This is a genomic window from Sinorhizobium sp. 8-89, assembly GCF_030124325.1.
Classification (GTDB): Bacteria; Pseudomonadota; Alphaproteobacteria; order Rhizobiales; family Rhizobiaceae; genus Sinorhizobium.
On the sequence record NZ_JASKLR010000002.1, the window covers coordinates 193244 to 213069 of the forward strand.

Sequence of the window (19826 nt, forward strand, 5' to 3'; positions counted from 1 at the left end):
CCAAGCATGCAGTACGATCGTTTGCGAGGGCAACTGTTCATGCCATTCTCGCACCCAGGAAGCGCCGCGGATCGGCGTCTTGCACACCTTGTCCTGACAGCGATTTCACCAGCTCGGCCACGGACTCAAGATTGTGCACCGCCCGGAATTCGTCAACATGCGGCAGCATGGCTCGCACACCCCGGGCGCGCGCCTCAAATCCGTCGAAGCGCAGCAGCGGGTTGAGCCAGATAAGGCGTCGGCAAGAGCGATGCAGACGATCGATTTCGATTTCCAGCTCCGCTGTATTATCGCGCTCGAGGCCGTCGGTGATCAGGAGGACGATGGCGCCCTGCCCGAGCACCCGGCGCGACCAACGCCGGTTGAACTCATGAAGCGTTTCGCCGATACGCGTGCCGCCGGACCAATCCTTGACCGCAGCCACGCATTCGTCCAGCGCTTCGTCGGGATCGCGGTTGCGCATTTGGCGCGTGACATTGGTGAGCCGCGTCCCGAAGAGGAACGTCTGAACACGATGCCGCTGCTCCGTCAGCGCATGCAGGAAATTCAGGAAAATCCGCGTGTATTGGCTCATCGAACCGGAAATATCGGCAAGCACGACGAGCGGCGGCTGGACAAGGCGCGGCTCTCGAAAGCGCGGGAGGATCAATTCGCCACCGAAGCGCATCGCGTCGCGCATGGTGGCGCGCGGGTCGATGCGTACCGGCCGGCGGGCGGGGCGAAAGCGGCGGGTCCGCACACGATTCAGCGGCAATATCAGCGACGACAGGGCCTTCCTGGCCTCGGCGATCTCGGCTGCGGTCATCTGCGCGAAATCCGCCTTGCGGAAAAGCTCGCGACCGGAGACCGTGTAGCGGGCATCGACTTCAATCTCCGGTTCGTCGCGCGGCGAACGGGCATCGTCTCTTCCTGCGAGGAGTGCCTCGCGGAGTCGCTCCTCGCCGGCGCGCCTGGTCCGATGTTCGCCCTGCCGCTCCGGTGCCACCGGCGAGAGGAGCGCAATCATCTTCTGGACGAGATCGCGTGAGCGCCAGAACAGCCGGAATGCCTCGTCGAACAGGGCCTGATCTTCATGGCGCTTGACGAAGGTGCATTGCAGGGCGGCGTAGAATTCGTTGCGGGAGCCAATCCCGATCAAACTCACGGCATTGATGGCGTCGGCAATGGCGGCGGGACCTATTCTCATTCCCGCCCTTCGCAACGCACGGGCAAAGAAGACGATATTGTCGGCGAGTTTGCCGTCGCCCAACGTTATCGGCGAAACTGCTGTGCGATCGACGTGATTGCCCGCCATGACGGTCAGCCCTGCGCCAGGAGTTCGGCCTTGACCTCGGCGAGCAGCTTGCGCCCCTCGGTGCCCTCGATTCGGGCGATATCGTCCTGGTATTTGAGCAACGTGCCGAGCGTGTCGGCGATCGTTTCCGGATCGAGCGCCAGCCGGTCAAGTTCGGTGAGTGCCGTCGCCCAATCGATCGTCTCCGCCACGCCGGGGTTCTTGAAGAGATCGATCGCCCGCAATCTTTGGACATAGGCGACGATTTCCCGCGACAAAGCGGCGTTGCAGCCGGGCACCTTGCGCCGGATGATCTCCAGTTCCTGCGCCGCCTTCGGATAGTCGACCCAGTGATAGAGGCAGCGTCGCTTCAAGGCGTCATGAATCTCGCGGGTGCGGTTGGTCGTGATGATAACGATCGGCGGCTCGTCCGCCCTGATCGTTCCAAGCTCCGGGATGGTGACCTGGAAATCGGAAAGCGCTTCGAGCAGGAAGGCCTCGAAGGCCTCGTCGGTGCGGTCGAGTTCGTCGATCAGGAATACGGGGGCCCGCCCCGTTCCGGCGGATATCGCCTGCAGCACCGGGCGGCGGATGAGGAACCTTTCGGAGAAGATATCGCCTTCGATCCTCTGGCGGTCGACCATGCCGGCCGCCTCCGAAAGGCGAATCTCCAGCATCTGCGCCGGGTAGTTCCATTCATAGACGGCCGACGAGACGTCGAGCCCTTCGTAGCATTGCAGCCGGATCAGCGGCCGATCGAGGGAACGGGCAAGGACCTTGGCGATCTCGGTTTTGCCGACCCCTGCCTCGCCTTCGAGAAACAGCGGTCGCCTCATTTTCAGTGCCAGGAAAAGCACCGTCGCAAGCGCGGTTCCGGCGAGGTAGTCCTGCGCCTCCAGCATCGCCATCGTCTCATCGATGGATCGCGGCAGCTTTCCCGTCTCGTGTTTCGCCATGTTTCCTCCGCGGTCGGGGAAAAACTTATAGCGTGTGGTATCCACGGTCCACATAAATGAGCGGTGGGTGCTTCTGTCCGAGACGCATGTCGACGACTTCGCCGAAGAGGATGAGATGGGTCGCCATGATCTTGGCCTCGATGAGGCGGCAATCGAAGGCGACGACGGCATCACCAAGAATCGGCGCGCCGGTGGTGAGCTGCGTCCATTGGCCGAGCGCGAAGCGCCGCTCCATGTCGAGCTGATCACGGCCAGAGAAAGCATGGGCCAGGGTCCTGTGCGGTGCACCCAGGAGGTTCAGCGCGAAAGCACCGGAACGCGCAAAGATATCGTTGCGCGGATTTGCGGCGTTGAGGCAGGCGAGAATCGTCGGCGGTTCGTCGGACACCGAGCAGGACGCAGTGATCGTGACACCGCGCCGCGCGCCCCCGTCGGCCGCAGTGATGAGCTGCACATGAGCGGACATGCGGCTCATCGCATTGCGGTACGTTATGGGGTCCAGCCGTGTCTTCTCCAACACATCTCTCTCCGGATCGATGTCTTGCACATACATAGACTCTCACGGAAAATATGAAACCCGGCCGCACGAGATTCTTGCGGATCAGCGGCATGACCATAGCGTGATCGGAACAATAAGCTCTTGCTGCAGCAATCTTTGCGCGTCTGATTGGACGCGCGGCGCTGTGGCGTGCGATCTTTTCCTTTGACGGAAAGAAACACATCCTTAAAACATGGCGTCGTTGCGGGAAAAATACATGTTTCGATCGATTGTCACGAGCCTCGTCGCCGCCGGATTGTTGTCGGCTTCCCCTGCCCTTACGGCGGGCTTAAAGGTTGCCGTCGTCGCTCCCGCAGAAGGGCCTTTCGCCATGCTCGGAAAGCAGATGACTGACGGCGCTGCCTTTCAGGCAGGCGACCGTGAAAGCCAGATTATCCCGATCAACGAAAGCTGTGATCCCGCCGGCGGCGAGGCGCTGACGAAGGCGCTGCTGGAGAGCGGCGCCGAGGCCGCGATCGGCTTTCTCTGCACGGAGAGCCTTGAAGCCGCCCTGCCCGCACTGGCCGAAGCCGGTATTCCGGCCATCACCCTTAGTGTCCGCTCCGACATCCTGATGGAGGACGCTCTCAAGAAAAAGTGGCCGTTCTATCGCCTGGCGCCGAGCGGAAAGGCCGAAGCGGCGGCGGTCACCGACGTCATCGTCGCAAACTGGAAGGGCCAGCCGCTCGCGCTCATCGACGACGGCACGATCCATAGCCGGGAACTCGTCGAAAGCGTTCGCAGCGCACTTGCCGAGATCGGGGTGACGCCCGTGTTCACCGACACCTATCGGCCGGCTCAGGAGCAACAGGTCGGCCTCGTCCGCCGACTGGCGAAGAGTGGCGCCACCCACGTCTTTACCGGAGGCGACCGCTACGACACTGCCGTGATCGCGCGTGACGCGAAGGCTGAGAACATCCCGATAACCCTGCTCGGCGGCGATGTACTGAACGCCGCCGACCTCGACGTGCCGCTCGAGAACGGGGTGCTTGCCGTCACTGTTCCGGATGCGTCCCGGTCGACCGAAGCCGGCGCCGTCGTCAAGGCGATGCGTGCGAGCGGAACCGAACCCGAGGGCTATGTCCTGCCGGCCTTTGCCGCCATGTCGCTCCTTGAACAGGCAAAGGACCAGGCTGCCAAGGATAGCAGCGCGCTTCCCGAGGCGCTTCTGAAGGGGCCTTACGCAACGATCCTCGGGCCGATAAAATTCAACGACAGCCACGAGAGGACCGAGACGCCTTACAGGCTGATGGAGTGGCGGGACGGCCGCTTCGTCGCTGCCACGGGCGCAGGCGGCGCGGACTGATGCGCAAGGGACCGAACAACCTGATTACGGATGTCGCCGGCCTGCTGGTCGGCAATGCCGAGGACCACCGGCTGAAGTCCGGTGTCACCGTCGTGCTTTGCGAGCAGCCGGCAACGGCCGCGGTCCAGGTCCTGGGCGGTGCTCCGGGAACACGGGAGACGGACCTTCTTGCGCCGGAAAACACTGTTCAGACGGTGGACGCCGTCGTGCTTTCGGGCGGTTCGGCCTTCGGTCTGGACGCCGCCTCCGGCGTACAGGCCGCCCTTCGGGAGATGGGACGCGGCTTCGAGGTCGGTCCCCATCGCATTCCGATCGTACCGGCGGCAATTCTCTTTGATCTCATCAACGGCTGCGACAAGGATTGGGGACGCTTTTCGCCCTATCGCGACCTCGGCTACGACGCCGCGCGGGCTGCCGGTGTAGCATTTCTGACCGGGACGGCCGGTGCCGGCACGGGCGCACGCACGGCCACCTTCAAAGGCGGCCTCGGCTCGGCATCGACGCTGCTGGCCAATGGCATCACGATCGGCGCACTCGTCGCCGTCAATGCGCTCGGCTCGGCGACAATCGGCAATACGCGCCATTTCTGGGCGGCCCCCTTCGAACTGGATGACGAGTTCGGCGGTCTTGGTTACCCCACTCCTCTGCCGGAGGATGCGGCCCTTGCACGCTTCAAGTTCCGTGAAAGGCAATCGGCCGCTGCGAACACCACGATCGCCGTCATTGCCACCGATGCGATCCTCAGCAAGGCGGAGGCGAAACGGCTGGCTATCGCCGCCCATGACGGTTTTTCCCGCGCGTTATGGCCGGCCCACACACCGCTTGATGGCGACCTGGTCTTCGCGCTCGCGACTGGCGCAAGCGGCAAGGCGCCCCTGCTTGAGGATTTCATCGATCTCAGCGCGGCCGCCGCCTCGACGATGGCGCGTGCGATCGCACGCGGTGTCCACGATGCGGTTGCGGCCGAGAACGACCTGATGCCGTCCTGGGCGCAATAGAGCGGGAATGAGGAAAAGTGTGCGCGGTTTTCCGCCCGCGACCCAAAATCATCGCGATCTAGGCGCCGAGTCGCAAGGCTTCGTGTGAGATGTTGTTTGCGCACCGCCGGGATGCTATGGCGCGGGAAACATCGGAGCCTGTCATGACCCATCCCATTCGCATAGCCCCGTCGATCCTGGCATCCAACTTCTCGAAGCTCGGCCAGGAGGTTCGCGACGTCGTCGATGCCGGCGCCGACTGGATTCATCTCGACGTCATGGACGGCCATTTCGTGCCGAACATCACCTTCGGCCCGGACGTGATCAAGTCACTGCGTCCCCATACGGATGCGACGTTCGATTGTCATCTGATGATTTCACCTGCCGACCCTTATCTCGAAGCCTTCGCCAAGGCCGGTTGCGATATTCTGACGGTTCACGCGGAGGCTGGGCCCCACCTGCACCGCTCGCTGCAGGCGGTGAAGTCGCTCGGCAAAAAGGCCGGCGTTTCGCTCAATCCGGCGACCCCGGAAAGCGCCATCGAATATGTGCTGGATACGGTCGATCTGATTCTGGTGATGACGGTCAATCCAGGATTCGGTGGACAGAAATTCATCCACGCCACCGAAGAGAAAATCCGCCGGATCAAGGCAATGGTCGGCAAGCGGCCGATCGAGATCGAGGTTGATGGCGGCATCACGCCGGAGACCGCTGCGCTGCCTGTCAAGGCCGGTGCCAACGCGCTGGTTGCCGGCTCGGCCGTCTTCAAGGGCGATTCCGTCGAAACCTATCGCGCCGCCATCGAGGCGATCCGCAAATCAGCGGAGCAGGCACTCGGATGAGCACGCGGGCGGTAATCCTCGGTACGCTTCTGGCAACCGCGACGATTGCCGGCGCTGACGCGCGCGCTGGCGACTATGCTGCCTTGCAGCCGATCGGATTTTCATCCGACGGCAATGTCTTCGCCTTCGAGGAATACGGCGTACAGGACGGTTCCGGCTTTCCCTATTCGACGATCTACGTGCTCGATACGCGCAACGACACCTTTCTCCCCGGTGCACCTGTCCGCGCCGTGATCGAGAAAGACGGTGGCGCCCTGCATGAAGCGCGCCGCGAGGCCCATCACCGTGCGGCACCGCTGATAGACGCTTACCGTCTGGCCGATGCCCCAGGGATCTTCGCCGCTTACAATCCTGTAACCGAAGGAAGCAGCGCGGCGCATACGCTGAACTACGATGCCTTCCCAGCCGACGAGCCATTCCGCAAGACCTATACGTTGAAGCTCGAGGAGAAGAGCTTCGAACCGCAAGGTGTGTGCAGCAGCTTCTTGAAGGAGGTCAAAGGCTTTCGCCTGACGATGACGGAGAAGGCCGGGAAACCTGCAACGGACGTCTTGCAGGAGGACGCACGCATCCCGGAAAGTCGCCGCTGCCCGACGGGTTATCGCATCGGTGGCGTCGTGACCCGCGTCAACGATGACGGATCCGAAGTCCACGTGGTGATGGTCCTGGTCAAATCGCTCGGTTTCGAGGGGTCGACCGATGGCCGCTGGATTGCGTTGCCGGTCCGGCTTCCCAAATGACGAGCGAGGAGCGAGCCGCCCGATCGCCAGCGCTCTTTTCGGATGTCGTACTGTCGAAAGGATCGCGATTCGTGCGCTCCCTTCCCAAACCGCGGGAAGTGTTGATCGGTGCTCCGGGGTGGGCCTTGGCAATGGCGATGTCTGCGTGGTTGGCGCTTTGGCTGCGCGGAACCGAGGCGGCCTTCCACCTCATGGACATCCTCTCGCTTTATGCGCTCGGCGGCTTGCTGGCTTGGCCGCTTTCGCTGTTTGCGGCACGTTTCTCGGCACACGGGCGGGCGGTCGAGACCCGTTTTGCGGCCTTTCTTCTGTGCCTTATCGCGGGCACGGTTGGCACGACGGCGTGCCTCTTCGCATTCGACTATCGGATATTCTACGCGCAGTGGCATGCGGACACTGGAACGCGCATCTGGCTCTTTCAGTTCCTGTTCACGTCGCTTGCCGCTCTCTACCAGTTTCTGGTCCTGGGTGTTCGGCTCTACCTGCCGCTCGGTATTGTCGCTCTTGTTGCTGCCAGCCCTTGGCTTGCGCGATCGGATGTGCGCCAACGGCGTTGAGCTTGATCGCCATCTTTGATAGAGGCACAGCCATCCTCCACTGTCGAACGAAAGCTTGAAGCCCATGATCCCCCGTTACTCCCGGCCGGAAATGGTGGCCATCTGGTCGCCGGAAACGAAATTCCGCATCTGGTTCGAGATCGAGGCGCATGCCTGCGATGCGCTCGCCGAAATCGGCGTCATCCCCAAGGATGCGGCGAAGACGATCTGGGAAAAGGGCGGCGCGGCAACTTTCGATGTTGCCCGTATCGATGAGATCGAGGCGGTCACGAAGCATGACGTCATCGCTTTTCTCACCCATCTTGCGGAATTCGTCGGGCCGGATAGCCGCTTCGTCCACCAGGGCATGACCTCGTCAGACGTTCTCGACACCTGCTTCAACGTGCAGCTCGTTCGCGCGACGGACCTCCTGCTCGCTGACCTCGACAAGCTGCTCGAAGCCCTGAAGCGCCGTGCTTTCGAGCACAAGGATACGATCACCATCGGCCGTTCGCACGGGATCCACGCCGAGCCCACCACCTTCGGCATCAAGCTGGCGCTTGCCTATGCGGAATTCGATCGCTGCAAGCAGCGCCTTCTTGCCGCACGCGAAGAAGTTGCGACCGGCGCCATCTCCGGTGCTGTGGGCACCTTTGCCAATATCGATCCACGGGTCGAGGAGCATGTCGCAAAGGCGCTCGGCCTGAAGCCGGAACCGGTCTCGACGCAGGTGATCCCGCGCGACCGCCACGCCATGTATTTCGCGACGCTCGGCGTCATCGCCTCCTCGATCGAGCGTCTTGCGACGGAAATCCGCCATCTCCAGCGCACCGAGGTGCTGGAAGCCGAGGAATATTTCTCCCCGGGCCAGAAGGGCTCCTCGGCCATGCCGCACAAGCGCAATCCGGTGCTGACGGAAAACCTCACCGGTCTCGCCCGCATGGTCCGCGCCTTCGTGGTGCCGGCCATGGAAAACGTGGCGCTCTGGCATGAACGCGATATCTCGCACTCCTCGGTCGAACGCATGATCGGGCCGGACGCAACCGTCACGCTCGATTTCGCCTTGGCGAGGCTGACCAGCGTGATCGACAAGTTGCTCGTCTATCCCGAGAACATGATGAAGAACTTGAACAAGTTCCGCGGCCTTGTTCACTCGCAGCGCGTGCTGCTCGCGCTTACCCAGGCCGGCGTTTCGCGCGAGGATGCCTATCGGCTCGTTCAGCGCAATGCCATGAAGGTCTGGGAACAGGGCAAGGACTTCCTCGAGGAGTTGCTGGCCGATTCGGAAGTCCGTGCCGCGCTTTCCGAAGAGGCAATCCGCGAGAAATTCGACCTCGGTTACCATACCAAGCACGTCGACACGATCTTTAAACGCGTCTTTGGCTGATGCGGCGACAGCGCCGCGCGTCTTATCAGGCGCGCAAAGGACGCTGTAGCACTTTGAACTGCTGCATGTCTTATCATGCAGCAGCAGCTTGGCCCGTCGTACACACGGTGACGTTGCCACGTGAAAAATAACGCCCGCATGTGATGCATTTTGTTCGAGTGCGGGCGATATTTTAGCAAGTTGTTCAGAAGTAGTGTGCAAGCCTCGACACCTGTCTAATCAGGTTTTCGAGGAAGCCATGACTTACAGGGACAGTGTTCAGCGCACATCACCGCGCACACAGACGAAAATAACCGGCAAAGTTACCTGCAAATTCGGGTCGAGCAACGGGATCGTCAGAGATCTTTCCGACGAGGGTATCTGCTTCCAGCTCCTCTTCGACATCGGCGCGCAAACCGGGCAGGAAGTCACGATCCAGAGTGAGGAGCTTGGCTTTCTCACCGGCATAGTTCGCTGGTATCGCGGCGACAAGATCGGCATCAAACTCAAGCTCTCGTCGAACACCGCGGCGCAGATCTCGTCCTACTATAAATTCTTCCGTCAATAACAGCCGCCGTTTCGGGCCGGCGCTCGATGAACTCACGCAACGACAATCGCGGTGATCTTGGATCGATGCAAGATCACCGCGTTGTTGGCGATCGTGCCGTTCAGGCTTGGCGGCCGGTCGTGTCCGGTTCCACCAGTTTCCGATAGAGATGCCACGTGGCGTGGCCGAAAATCGGCATGATGACCGCCAAGCCGACGAAGACAGGGATCGAGCCGATCACCAGGCCGGCTGCAATGATGAGACCCCAGCAGGCGATCGGTAGCGGATTGGTGAGCGTCGCCCGGATCGAGGTCTCGACGGCGGCGACGGCGCCGACGTCGCGGTCAAGCAGCAAGGGGAATGAAACCACGCTGATCGAGAGCACGACGACGGCGAAGACGAAGCCGACGGCGTTGCCGATAAGAATGAGGTTCCAGCCCTCTTCCGTGCCGATAATGCTGTTCCAGAAGGCGGAAATCGAAGCTGGCGGCACGGTTCCGAAAATCATCTCATAAAGCGCCTGAGCGACCAGAAGCCAGGCAATGAAGATCACGAACAGCACGGCGGCGACCGCCAGAATCGAAGGCAGCGCCGGCGACCGGTGCAGCCGCAAAGCATGCGGCCATGAGGAGTCCATGCCCAATTCGCGGCGCCGGCTGATCTCGTAGAGGCCGATTGCCGCGACAGGACCGATGAGGGCGAAGCCGGAAGCAAGCGGATAGAGCAGCGGCAGCATGTTTGCGCCCGCGCTCCAGGTTATCAGTACTGCACCGGCGATCGGGTATATCAAGCACAAGAAAACATAATGCGACGGCTTCTCGCGAAAATCATTCAGGCCGAGACGCAACGCATCGAACACATCCGCAATGCCAATCTTTCGTATACTGGGATGCGAGACGCTCGCATTCGCCCCCGACAGGACATGGAAGGTTGTCATGGCTCACACTCCTCAACGAACCAGAGCGGCCACGGACCCGCAACAACGGCGAAACTAGCCGCTGTCAACCGCGACCGACATTTCGATTATACAGAAAATGAAGCCTCTGTCGCCTGCGCCTTGACTTCGGCGCTTTTCACCTCCAAATCGCGGCAATTATGAAGGTTTCAGAAGCTGACATCCTGATCGTTCCGGGCTACACCAACTCCGGCCCCACCCATTGGCAAAGCCGCTGGGAGCGAAAGCTTTCGACGGCGCGCCGCGTGGAGCAGGCGGAGTGGTCGAAGCCTGTGCGCGAGGACTGGGTGGCGCGGATGGTCGAGGCAGTCAATGCCACAAAAAAGCCGGTGGTCATCGTCGCGCACTCCCTAGGCATCGCCACGGCGATCCACGCCCTGCCGCATTGCGCGAAGAAGATCGCGGGCGCCTTCCTGGTCGCGCCGCCGGACGTCGCCAATCCCAAGATCCGCCCGAAGCATCTGATGACTTTCGGTCCCTACCCGCGCGACCCGCTGCCCTTCCCGTCGCTGATGGTGGCAAGCCGCAACGATCCCTTCGGGTCCTATGAACACGCCGGAGACATCGCCAACGCCTGGGGCTCGCTCCTGCTCGATGCCGGCGAAGCCGGGCATATCAATGCCGAATCCGGCCACGGCCCGTGGCCCGAGGGCACGATGGTCTTTGCCCAGTTCCTTAGCCGGCTGCAGCCATAAGCGGCATGGGCACCGCGCGCAGCATTAATCCGAATTTCATTGCTGCGCATCATTATCGGCTGGCAACTCTCAGGATCCGGGATAAGTGACCGAACCGCGGGAACCAATCGATACCGGCAGTGGGCCGACGACACACGACAGCTTGGCACCGGTCGCAATAGATCAATTGCCGGCGGGCGTCATTCTTGTTGATAGGGGCGATGTGATACGCGCCGCCAATGCAGCCGCGCTCCGGATGCTTGGGCGGACCGCCGAAGAACTTGCCGGCGCACCAGTTGCCGCGTTTGTTCATGGCGAAGATCTTCCAGCCGTCGTGCACGTGGAGGAGACGCAGCAATCGAAAGATCCGGCGGTCGTCCGGTTTCTCGGTGCGCCCGGCACGCTTTCCATGCTCGTCTCACGGGCCCCTCTGCCTGCCGCGCGAGGAGCCGACGCCAAGACGTTGCTGGCGATGCTCCCGGTTGACAGCCTGGTTTCGGAAATCGCCAGTCTGCGCAAAGACGAAACGCGCTGGAAATATGCCCTCGACAGCGCATTGGAAGGTGTCTGGGATCACGACTTCCAAACCGGCAATCTGTTCTATTCTTCGACCTGGCGACGTCTGCGGGGTTTGACGGATGACGCGGAGGTCGATGGCACGCTGGAAAAATGGATTGAAAACGTCCATCCGGATGACCGTGCGCACGTTCTAGCCTGCATCGAACGCCAGGATTCGGGTGAGGCCCGGTTCAACACATTCCAGTATCGCGAGCGCCACGCGGACGGGCGCTGGATCTGGATCGAAAGCCGGGGCGCGTCGGTCGCTTACGACTCCGACGGCAAGCCGTGCCGCATCATCGGCACCGATACCGATATTACGGCGCGCAAGGAGGCGGAGGCCCGCCTCGAGGAAGTTTCGCGTCGCCTGCAACTGGCGCTCGATATTTCGAGGATCGGCGTCTTCGAGCACAATCTGGATACCGGCGTTTCGCACTGGGACGAAGCCATGCTCAGCATGTATGGCCTTGAGCCCACCGGCGAAGCGCCCTCGTCTGCCGGTTGGGAGAGCTTTCTGCATCCGGAGGACAAGGCCGCCGCAATCGAGCGCGTCAATGACGCGATTGCCAGCGGTACGCCTTTCACCAACGCATTCCGCATCATGAGGCCCGACGGAGTCGTTCGGCACATCCGCTCAAACGCCGCTTTCCACACCGACCTGGATGGCGCGAGGAGGCTCGTCGGCGCCAATTGGGACGTTACCGACGACATCGCCCTGCAGGAGGAGCTGAGGCGCGCAAAATCCTTCGCCGAGGCGCGCAATTGCGAACTGGAAGCTGCCCGCGTCAGCATCGAGTACAACGCGCTTCACGATCATCTGACGGACTTGCCGAACCGCCGCTATCTCGATCGGATCCTGACGGAAGCGCGCGTCGTCAACGCCATTCTTCATATCGACCTGGATCGCTTCAAGCAAATCAACGATACACTCGGTCATCAGGCCGGCGACGCAATGCTCGTTCATGCAGCAACCTTGCTGAGGTCACATGCCGAGAAAGACGATTTCATCGCGCGTATCGGTGGCGACGAATTCGTCATCGTGTGTCGCAGCGGCCGGGATACAACACAGCTCGCAGAGCTTGCCGGGCGCATCATCCAGGCTTTCCGCCGTCCCGTCCCTTACGCCGGTCAATTGTGCCGCCTTGGCGCAAGCATCGGCGTCTCACTGGACGAAGCCAGGCTGACCGACCCCAGGCAGCTCCTGATGGACGCCGACATCGCGCTTTATCGCGCCAAGAGCCTTGGTCGAGACCGGTTCGAGCTCTTTTCCGACGAGATGCAGAACCAGATCCTGACTGCAAAGCGGATCGGAGACGAGCTCCGCGAAGCCCTCGAAAAAAAGCAGTTCGTTCCCTACTACCAACCCCAGTTCGACGCCCGCACTCTGGAGATCACGGGCGTCGAAACCCTGGTGCGCTGGGACCATCCGGAACGCGGGCTCTTGGCGCCCGTGCAATTCCTGAAGGTCGCGGAAGATATCAATCTTCTCGCCGCAATAGACCGGATGGTCGTCGAAATGGCCTATGCCGACTTCCGCGCCTGGCAGCGGCAGGGGCTCGCCGTTCCCAAGATTTCGGTCAATATTTCCTCGCGCCGCTTGCGCGACCCTCAGCTCGTGTCCGACCTGCGGGAGATGAACATCCCCCGTGGCGTCATGTCGGTCGAATTGCTCGAATCGATCTTTCTCGACGAGTTCGAGGATGAAGTTGCAGAAACGATCGCCGCTCTCAATGACCTCGGCATAGATATCGAGATCGATGATTTTGGTACCGGCCATGCTTCGATCATCGGGCTTCTCAAGCTCAACCCGGCGCGTCTGAAGATCGACCGTGCCCTGGTGGGGCCGATCCCGGAAAGCAGCAAACAGCAAAAGCTGGTGCGCGCCATTATCGACATCGGCCATTCATTGAATATCAAAGTCGTCGCCGAAGGCGTCGAAACCTGGGCCCACGCCGCGCTTCTCGCCGATCTCGGCTGCGATTTCCTGCAAGGCTATGTGCTGGCGAAGCCAATGAGCCGGCACGATTTCGAGACGTTTGCCAGAGGTGGTTTTAACATGCCGCGCGGCTTTTCAGATTCGCGCAGGATGCGGTGACGCAGTACTTTGAAGTACTGTATGTACAGGCCGTAGCATAAAAAATGCCGCCCGATTTTGATCTCGGGCGGCGTCGGGGCTCTTTCGCGGACGGCGAGATCAGTCGTTCTGGATCTGCTCCATCGCCTGACCGAGAAACTCGAGCATCCGCAAGCGGATTTCGTCTTCCGACTGTGCGATGCCGGCGGCATCGAAATCTGCCTTGATCTTGCGCACCACGTCCTCGTGGCCGCGTTCTGCGAGGTCGGCGGTGATGACTTCCCTTGCATAGGCGTCCGGGTCGGCCCTGTTCAAAAGACCAGCCGCCCAAAGACCGAGCAGCTTGTTGCGTCGCGCCACTGCCTTGAACCTCAGCTCTTCGTCCAGCGCAAACTTAGCCTCGAAGCCCTTCTCGCGATCCTGCATCGTGGTCATAAACTAATCTCCCTCAGAATTCCTTGCCGGAAACAGTTATCGCCATAAACCAAAACACCGCTGAAAGTGCAATGCGAAGTTTTCGTCTTTGGTGACTTTCATGATACCCTAATCTAAATCGGGGGATGGGAAGATACGCCGATTGTGAAATGCGTTCTTTTCAGATATGGACCCGCTGAGAAAATTCCAATTGCGCGACCCAAGAGCGCCACCAACCAACAGAGATAAGATCCATGAATCGTCGCCGCCGTATCTACGAGGGCAAGGCCAAGATCCTATACGAGGGTCCGGAACCGGGCACGCTGATCCAGTTTTTCAAGGATGACGCGACCGCTTTCAACAAGAAGAAGCATGATGTCATCGACGGCAAGGGTGTGCTCAACAACCGGATTTCGGAGTACATCTTCACCCATCTGAACAAGATCGGCATTCCGACGCATTTCATCCGCCGCCTGAACATGCGCGAGCAGTTGATCAAGGAAGTGGAGATCATCCCGCTCGAGATCGTCGTGCGCAACGTCGCCGCCGGTTCGCTCGCCAAGCGCCTCGGTATCGAAGAGGGCACCGTGCTGCCGCGTTCGATCATCGAGTTCTACTACAAGGCCGATGCGCTCGACGACCCGATGGTGTCCGAAGAGCACATCACGGCCTTCGGCTGGGCGAGCCCGCAGGAACTCGACGACGTCATGGCGCTTGCCATCCGCATCAACGATTTCCTTTCCGGCCTCTTCCTGGGCGTCGGCATCCAGCTCGTTGATTTCAAGATCGAATGCGGACGCCTGTTTGAAGGCGACATGATGCGGATCGTCCTTGCCGACGAGATCTCTCCCGATAGCTGCCGTCTCTGGGATATTGAAACCAAGGAAAAGATGGACAAGGACCGGTTCCGCCGCGACATGGGCGGTCTCGTCGAAGCCTATCAGGAAGTGGCGCGCCGCCTCGGCATCATCAACGAGAACGAGCCGCCGCGCGGTTCCGGCCCGGTGTTGGTCAAGTAATTTCGGGGATAAGCAAAGTGATCAAAGCACGTGTAACCGTGACGCTCAAGAACGGCGTTCTCGACCCTCAGGGCAAGGCAATCGAGGGTGCGCTCGGTGCGCTGGGGTTTGACGGCATCGGCCAGGTTCGTCAGGGCAAGGTCTTCGATCTGCAGATCGAAACGGCGGACAAGGCCAAAGCGGAATCCGACCTCAAGGCCATGTGCGAGAAGCTGCTGGCTAACACCGTGATTGAAAACTACACCATCTCCCTCGCCTGACGGCGGGGGAATGGCTTCGCTGGTGATCGGCTGGTCGCCTCCTCAAGTCCTTTTAAGCGGCTCCAGCCGGATTGACAGCCAGCGTTTCCACTGCGCATTGAAACCACCTCGGAGTGCTTAGGCGCCGAGGCCAAGGCAAGGTATGTACGTCCCATGAAGTCTGCCGTCGTCCAACTCCCCGGTCTCAACCGCGATCGCGACATGATCGCGGCGCTCACCAAGATCTCCGGCCACAAGCCGGTGACCGTTTGGCAGACGGAAACGGAAATTCCGGACGTCGACCTGATCGTCATACCGGGCGGTTTTTCGTATGGCGACTACCTGCGCTGCGGTGCGATTGCCGCGCGGATGCCGGTGATGCAGGCGATCAAGGCGAAGGCCGATCAGGGGGTGAAGGTCCTTGGCGTTTGCAATGGCTTCCAGATCCTAGTTGAAGCAGGCCTCCTGCCCGGCGCCCTGATGCGCAATGCTTCGCTGAAATTCGTCTGCCGCGAGGTCAAGCTCGAAGTTGCCAACGCCGACACGGATTTCACGCGCGCCTATTCGAAGGGACAGGTCATCCGCAGCCCCGTTGCCCACCACGACGGCAATTATTTCGCCGACGCCGAAACGCTCAAAGCGATCGAGGGCAGCGGTCAGGTGGTGTTCCGTTACGCCGAAGGCACCAACCCGAATGGATCGATCAACGACATTGCCGGCGTCATGAATGCGAAGGGCAACGTGCTTGGGATGATGCCGCATCCGGAAAACCTGATTGAAGCGGCACACGGCGGTTCGGACGGACGCGGGATTTTCGCCTCCGCCCTTGATGTAATCGCTGCTTAACCTTCGCCCTGATAAAAGACGGCCTCCCGCCACCGACCGACGATCGAGACCGCCGATGCCTTCATACTCCTTCGCACGCTTTTCCGCGCTTGCCTGCGCCGTCGCCAGCCTTGCGCTTGTTGCAGGCTGCCAGTCGAGAACGCCAGCTGCGCCAGCTGCCAGCACCGCGGCTCTCCCGACGATGGAGCGCGTGGCGCTCGGTGCCAACAGCTGCTGGTTCAAGTCGGGCGATCCTGCCTTCAAGGCCTATCGCCTCGCACCGGAGCTCAATTCCTTCTCGGGCCGTCCGCGTATCCTTCTGGTACCGAGGAAGTCGCCGGAGGCGCGTCCGCTTGCCGTCGTCCAGGCCGAAGGCCATCCCGCCCGCCTGCAAGCCTTCGGTCCGCTGTTGAGCGAGCCTGTCGGTTCTCGCATCGCCACCGACGTCCGGCGCTGGGCCGCCGGCGGGCAAGGCTGCAGCTAACAGAGAGCGCTGCCGCCGCATGCAGCAATTCAAAGCGCGGCCGTGAGTTTAGTTGCCTGAAAAGACGCGCGGCGCTGCAGGAGGTGCTTTAGCGCCAGAAAGGCATGGCTCCTTCCCTGCGCGCTTCCTCTTCGCTGACGCCGATGTCCTTCAGTTGATATGCGCTCAATTCTTCCAGCGCGATCCGGCTTCGCCGCTTCGCTGCCAGGGAGCAATAGAGATACCATAGCTTGGCAAGCAGGCCCTCTCCCACCGATGCCGCGATACTGAAGGTCCTCTCATCGCCGCTGCTGAGAACATCGCCCCCTCGATCGTGTAGAGATTCAATTGTATCAATTGCACTCATTGTAGATGCCTTTGTCTGGATTGATCTCATTGTCTTGAGATAATTGACACGGCGTTTGAGGCAATATAGATAATTGTCACTATGACAACTTGGCTGCCCGATATACAGCAGGGCCAAGGCCCCCTCTACGCCCGGATCGCCGATCAGATCGAACAGGCGATCGGCAGCGGCGCCCTGCCCGTGGGGACGAAGCTGCCGCCGCAGCGCAATCTTGCCTTTGACATCGGCGTGACGATCGGCACGATCGGCCGGGCCTACAACATCGTCCGCGAACGAGGGCTCGTCAGTGGTGAGGTCGGCCGCGGCACCTATGTCCTCGATCGCCCGGAGAGCCGTCCGCCCGAACAGGCCGATCCTTTGACGACGTCCTTGGCTGGAACGCGCCCGATCAATGCGCCGGCGGGTAAGTTGCGTTTCGACAGCACCGCTGCGCCGGACGTTGGCCAGGGTGACATTCTGGCCAAATTGCTGGGCGACATCAGCCGCGAGCACCATGGGGACATTGCGAGTTATGCCCGCAATTTTCCGGACGATTGGTTCGAGGCTGGCAGTCAATGGCTCGCACGCGGCAATTTCCGCCCTGTGCCCGAAAGCATTGTGCCGACGCTCGGCGCTCATGCCGCAGTCATCGCCGTGATCTCGGCCGTCACCTCCCCCGGTGACCGGATCGCTTTCGAGACTTTGACCTATTCACAGGTCAGCCGCAGTGCGGGCCTGATCGGCCGGCGGACAGCACTGGTGGAGAGCGACGAATTCGGCCTCCTTCCGGACGATTTCGAGCGCGTCTGCGCCCAGCAACATCCGAAGCTCGCCTTTCTCATGCCGAGCGCCCAGAACCCGACGGTCGCCGTCATGCCGTTGGACAGGCGCCTTGCAGTCGCGGAGATCGCGCGAAAATACGGCGTCTGGCTGGTCGAGGATGAGGTCTATGGTTCGATGACCGGCGATCGGTTGCCCTTGATGGCGGAGCTGGCGCCGGAGCGGACCTTCCTCGTCGGAGGCCTGTCGAAATCCGTGGCTGCCGGCGTGCGTGGCGGCTGGGTTGCCTGCCCACCGCATTTCAGCCAGCGGATCCGCATTGCGCATAAGATGATAAGCGGTGGTCTTCCCTTCATTCTCGCCGAGCTTTGCGCTCGGCTGGTCCTGTCAGGCGCCGCGTCCGCCTTGCGCAACCGCGCCGTTGAGGAAATTACGGCGCGCGAAGCGATGGCACGCGAAGTCTTCTCCGGTTTCGAGTTCAATTCCCACCAGAGGGTACCCTTCCTCTGGCTGAAGCTGCCTGATCCTTGGCTCTCGGGAACCTTCAAACAGGCGGCTCTGCAGGAAGGAGTCCTCATCGACGACGAGGATGAGTTCAAGGCGGGGCGTGCCGACCGCGTCTTCCACCGCATCCGCGTCGGCTTCTCCTCATCGCCTGAGCGGGCCGACGTGGAGAGAGGCTTTCAAATCCTCAGGCGACTGCTCGATAGCGGCCGCACCGGTTACGACAGTTTCGATTAAATCACTTTTTGCAGATGACATTCGCGCAAGCCACGGCAATCTACTGTCGTTCGGTGTGCTGCGTAAGATTGATTCGGCTTGAAGGATTTCTGCATGACGCATCCACGCTCGTTCGGCGGTCGGGGCAGGCTCTACCAGTTCGCCGTCGCCTTGATCTTTTCGACCGGGCTCGCGGCTGGGGCATCGCAAACGGAGGCGGCAGAAGGCATTTTCGATGAGCTGCGTTTCGGTGCGACGACGTCGATTGGCGACGGCGACAATCACGAAAGCGGCGTCTTTCCGTCCTTCACGATCTTCTTTGATCCCTTCGCAACCGACAGCGCCACCGGTATTGTTGAAACGATCCTGAGGCCGCGCGTACATGCCGGCGCGTCGATCGCAACCTCGTCGAGCGGCGTGAACGAGGTCTACGGCGGCCTTAATTGGAATGCCGATCTCACCGAACGGTTCTTCGTCGAAGTCGGCCTCGGCGCCACCGTTCATGACGGTGACTTGAACGATGACGGCACGAGCGGACCGAAGCTCGGCTGCCGTCTGCTGTTTCGCGAATATGCGGCCGCCGGCTACCGCTTCGACGACCACTGGAATCTCTCGGCCACCATTGAACATGCCTCGAATGCGGATCTTTGCAACGGCCCCAATGATGGCCTGACACGTGCGGGCCTGATGCTCGGCTACAAGTTTTGACGGCACGAATTTTCCCGCCGGCGGCTCCGGATGGCCTTTCCGGCGCACTGTTGATCGAGCTTATTTTTCTGTCGCGCCGCGCCGCAGCATAGGCTAAAGAAGCCGCAAAGCGCCCCCTGCAGCGCCGCGCGTCTTATCAGACGTGCAAAGGTCGCTGTAGCACTTTGAGTTGCTGCATGTTTCGTCCTTGAATCGCTGCGAGATGAGGACACATGCAGTTGTGTCTGTTGCGGTTCACACGCGCCGTGTCCCTTTTTTGAAGGGTTGCGCGCCGCCCGAAGGATTGACGGTCGACGATGACGATTTCCAACACCCGCCCCATCACCCCGGATCTTATCGCCTCCCACGGGCTGAAGCCTGATGAGTACGAGCGCATCCTGAGCCTGATCGGGCGCGAGCCGACCTTCACCGAACTCGGCATTTTCTCGGCGATGTGGAATGAGCACTGCTCCTACAAGTCTTCGAAGAAATGGCTGCGGACGCTTCCGACCAAGGGGCCGCGCGTCATTCAGGGACCGGGCGAAAACGCCGGCGTTGTCGACATCGATGACGGCGACTGCGTCGTCTTCAAGATGGAGAGCCACAACCATCCTTCCTATATCGAACCCTACCAGGGAGCAGCGACCGGCGTCGGCGGCATTCTGCGCGACGTCTTCACCATGGGCGCACGCCCGATCGCCGCAATGAACGCGCTGCGCTTCGGCTCGCCGGACCACCCGAAGACGCGCCATCTGGTCTCCGGCGTCGTCGCCGGCGTTGGTGGCTACGGCAACTCCTTCGGCGTTCCGACGGTCGGCGGCGAGGTCGAGTTCGACGCACGCTATAATGGCAACATTCTCGTCAACGCCTTTGCCGCCGGCCTCGCGAAAAGCGATGCCATCTTCTATTCGAAGGCGGAAGGCGTCGGCCTGCCCGTCGTCTATCTCGGCGCCAAGACTGGACGCGACGGCGTCGGCGGCGCGACGATGGC

At 61.2% G+C, this 19826-nt stretch carries 22 protein-coding genes; 16 read left to right on the top strand and 6 right to left on the bottom strand.

Annotation, left to right across the window (positions count from 1 at the left end; all coding sequences use genetic code 11):
* Window positions 1-37 precede the first annotated feature (37 nt).
* The 3 genes from QN219_RS05400 to QN219_RS05410 are packed head-to-tail and all read right to left on the bottom strand — an operon-like array spanning window position 38 to window position 2782.
* Window positions 38-1294 (bottom strand): VWA domain-containing protein, encoded by a 1257-nt coding sequence (locus QN219_RS05400; protein WP_283998572.1) that lies wholly within the window; start codon window positions 1292-1294, stop codon window positions 38-40.
* A gap of 5 nt (window positions 1295-1299) precedes the next feature.
* Complete coding sequence (locus QN219_RS05405; RefSeq protein ID WP_283998573.1) at window positions 1300-2229, bottom strand: MoxR family ATPase; 930 nt, start codon at window positions 2227-2229, stop codon at window positions 1300-1302.
* A gap of 25 nt (window positions 2230-2254) precedes the next feature.
* The gene (locus tag QN219_RS05410; RefSeq protein ID WP_283998574.1) at window positions 2255-2782 is read right to left on the bottom strand and encodes a flavin reductase; all 528 of its coding nucleotides are present in this window, start codon (window positions 2780-2782) and stop codon (window positions 2255-2257) included.
* Between the two features lie 202 nt (window positions 2783-2984).
* Here QN219_RS05410 and QN219_RS05415 point away from each other — a divergent pair, with 202 nt between their 5' ends.
* The 7 genes from QN219_RS05415 (at window position 2985) to QN219_RS05445 (ending at window position 9102) form a co-directional block, all read left to right on the top strand.
* Window positions 2985-4073, top strand: a complete 1089-nt coding sequence (locus QN219_RS05415) for a branched-chain amino acid ABC transporter substrate-binding protein (protein ID WP_283998575.1) — start codon at window positions 2985-2987, stop codon at window positions 4071-4073.
* On the top strand, window positions 4070-5071 hold the full coding sequence (locus QN219_RS05420) for a P1 family peptidase (protein WP_283998920.1): 1002 nt from the start codon (window positions 4070-4072) through the stop codon (window positions 5069-5071). Before QN219_RS05415 ends, QN219_RS05420 begins: the two co-directional genes overlap by 4 nt.
* A gap of 143 nt (window positions 5072-5214) precedes the next feature.
* Complete coding sequence (gene rpe, locus QN219_RS05425; RefSeq protein ID WP_283998576.1) at window positions 5215-5892, top strand: ribulose-phosphate 3-epimerase; 678 nt, start codon at window positions 5215-5217, stop codon at window positions 5890-5892.
* Entirely contained in the window at window positions 5889-6632 is a 744-nt protein-coding gene (locus QN219_RS05430) for a DUF2259 domain-containing protein (protein WP_283998577.1), read from the top strand. Before rpe ends, QN219_RS05430 begins: the two co-directional genes overlap by 4 nt.
* On the top strand, window positions 6629-7189 hold the full coding sequence (locus tag QN219_RS05435; RefSeq protein WP_405052086.1) for a hypothetical protein: 561 nt from the start codon (window positions 6629-6631) through the stop codon (window positions 7187-7189). Before QN219_RS05430 ends, QN219_RS05435 begins: the two co-directional genes overlap by 4 nt.
* Before the next feature lie 64 nt (window positions 7190-7253).
* Window positions 7254-8555 carry an adenylosuccinate lyase gene (gene purB, locus QN219_RS05440; RefSeq protein WP_283998578.1) on the top strand — a complete coding sequence of 434 codons (1302 nt, stop codon included), beginning with the start codon at window positions 7254-7256 and terminating at the stop codon, window positions 8553-8555.
* 238 nt (window positions 8556-8793) lie between these two features.
* Window positions 8794-9102: a PilZ domain-containing protein gene (locus tag QN219_RS05445; RefSeq protein ID WP_173513271.1), complete on the top strand. Its 309-nt coding sequence runs from the start codon at window positions 8794-8796 to the stop codon at window positions 9100-9102.
* 100 nt (window positions 9103-9202) lie between these two features.
* Here QN219_RS05445 and QN219_RS05450 read toward each other — a convergent pair whose 3' ends face one another.
* Window positions 9203-10018, bottom strand: coding sequence for a DUF2189 domain-containing protein (locus QN219_RS05450; protein ID WP_283998579.1), 816 nt, complete (start codon window positions 10016-10018; stop codon window positions 9203-9205).
* Between the two features lie 158 nt (window positions 10019-10176).
* Between QN219_RS05450 and QN219_RS05455 the strand changes: the two genes are divergently transcribed.
* Both QN219_RS05455 and QN219_RS05460 read left to right on the top strand, forming a co-directional pair.
* Window positions 10177-10731: an alpha/beta hydrolase gene (locus QN219_RS05455; protein ID WP_283998580.1), complete on the top strand. Its 555-nt coding sequence runs from the start codon at window positions 10177-10179 to the stop codon at window positions 10729-10731.
* Between the two features lie 85 nt (window positions 10732-10816).
* Complete coding sequence (locus tag QN219_RS05460; protein WP_283998581.1) at window positions 10817-13363, top strand: EAL domain-containing protein; 2547 nt, start codon at window positions 10817-10819, stop codon at window positions 13361-13363.
* Between the two features lie 99 nt (window positions 13364-13462).
* Here the strand turns inward: QN219_RS05460 and QN219_RS05465 are convergent, their stop codons facing one another.
* Window positions 13463-13777 carry an ATPase inhibitor subunit zeta gene (locus QN219_RS05465; protein ID WP_283998582.1) on the bottom strand — a complete coding sequence of 105 codons (315 nt, stop codon included), beginning with the start codon at window positions 13775-13777 and terminating at the stop codon, window positions 13463-13465.
* Window positions 13778-14010: 233 nt separating this feature from the next.
* Between QN219_RS05465 and purC the strand changes: the two genes are divergently transcribed.
* The 4 genes from purC (at window position 14011) to QN219_RS05485 (ending at window position 16323) form a co-directional block, all read left to right on the top strand.
* On the top strand, window positions 14011-14775 hold the full coding sequence (gene purC, locus QN219_RS05470) for a phosphoribosylaminoimidazolesuccinocarboxamide synthase (protein ID WP_173513266.1): 765 nt from the start codon (window positions 14011-14013) through the stop codon (window positions 14773-14775).
* A gap of 17 nt (window positions 14776-14792) precedes the next feature.
* A complete protein-coding gene (gene purS, locus QN219_RS05475; RefSeq protein WP_173513265.1) occupies window positions 14793-15035 on the top strand; it encodes a phosphoribosylformylglycinamidine synthase subunit PurS in 243 nt (80 codons plus the stop codon).
* A 153-nt stretch (window positions 15036-15188) separates the two neighbouring features.
* The gene (purQ, locus tag QN219_RS05480) at window positions 15189-15860 is read left to right on the top strand and encodes a phosphoribosylformylglycinamidine synthase subunit PurQ (RefSeq protein ID WP_283998583.1); all 672 of its coding nucleotides are present in this window, start codon (window positions 15189-15191) and stop codon (window positions 15858-15860) included.
* Window positions 15861-15915: 55 nt separating this feature from the next.
* Entirely contained in the window at window positions 15916-16323 is a 408-nt protein-coding gene (locus QN219_RS05485) for a hypothetical protein (protein WP_283998584.1), read from the top strand.
* An 88-nt stretch (window positions 16324-16411) separates the two neighbouring features.
* Here QN219_RS05485 and QN219_RS05490 read toward each other — a convergent pair whose 3' ends face one another.
* Window positions 16412-16669: a DUF1127 domain-containing protein gene (locus QN219_RS05490; protein WP_283998585.1), complete on the bottom strand. Its 258-nt coding sequence runs from the start codon at window positions 16667-16669 to the stop codon at window positions 16412-16414.
* An 81-nt stretch (window positions 16670-16750) separates the two neighbouring features.
* On the opposite strand from QN219_RS05490, the gene QN219_RS05495 reads away from it, so the two are divergent.
* From QN219_RS05495 to QN219_RS05505, 3 genes are all read left to right on the top strand, one after another.
* Entirely contained in the window at window positions 16751-18169 is a 1419-nt protein-coding gene (locus tag QN219_RS05495) for a PLP-dependent aminotransferase family protein (protein WP_283998586.1), read from the top strand.
* Window positions 18170-18262: 93 nt separating this feature from the next.
* A complete protein-coding gene (locus tag QN219_RS05500) occupies window positions 18263-18856 on the top strand; it encodes an acyloxyacyl hydrolase (protein WP_283998587.1) in 594 nt (197 codons plus the stop codon).
* Window positions 18857-19152: 296 nt separating this feature from the next.
* Window positions 19153-19826, top strand: a 674-nt coding sequence (locus QN219_RS05505) for an AIR synthase related protein (protein WP_283998588.1), incomplete at its 3' end; no start/stop codon positions are given.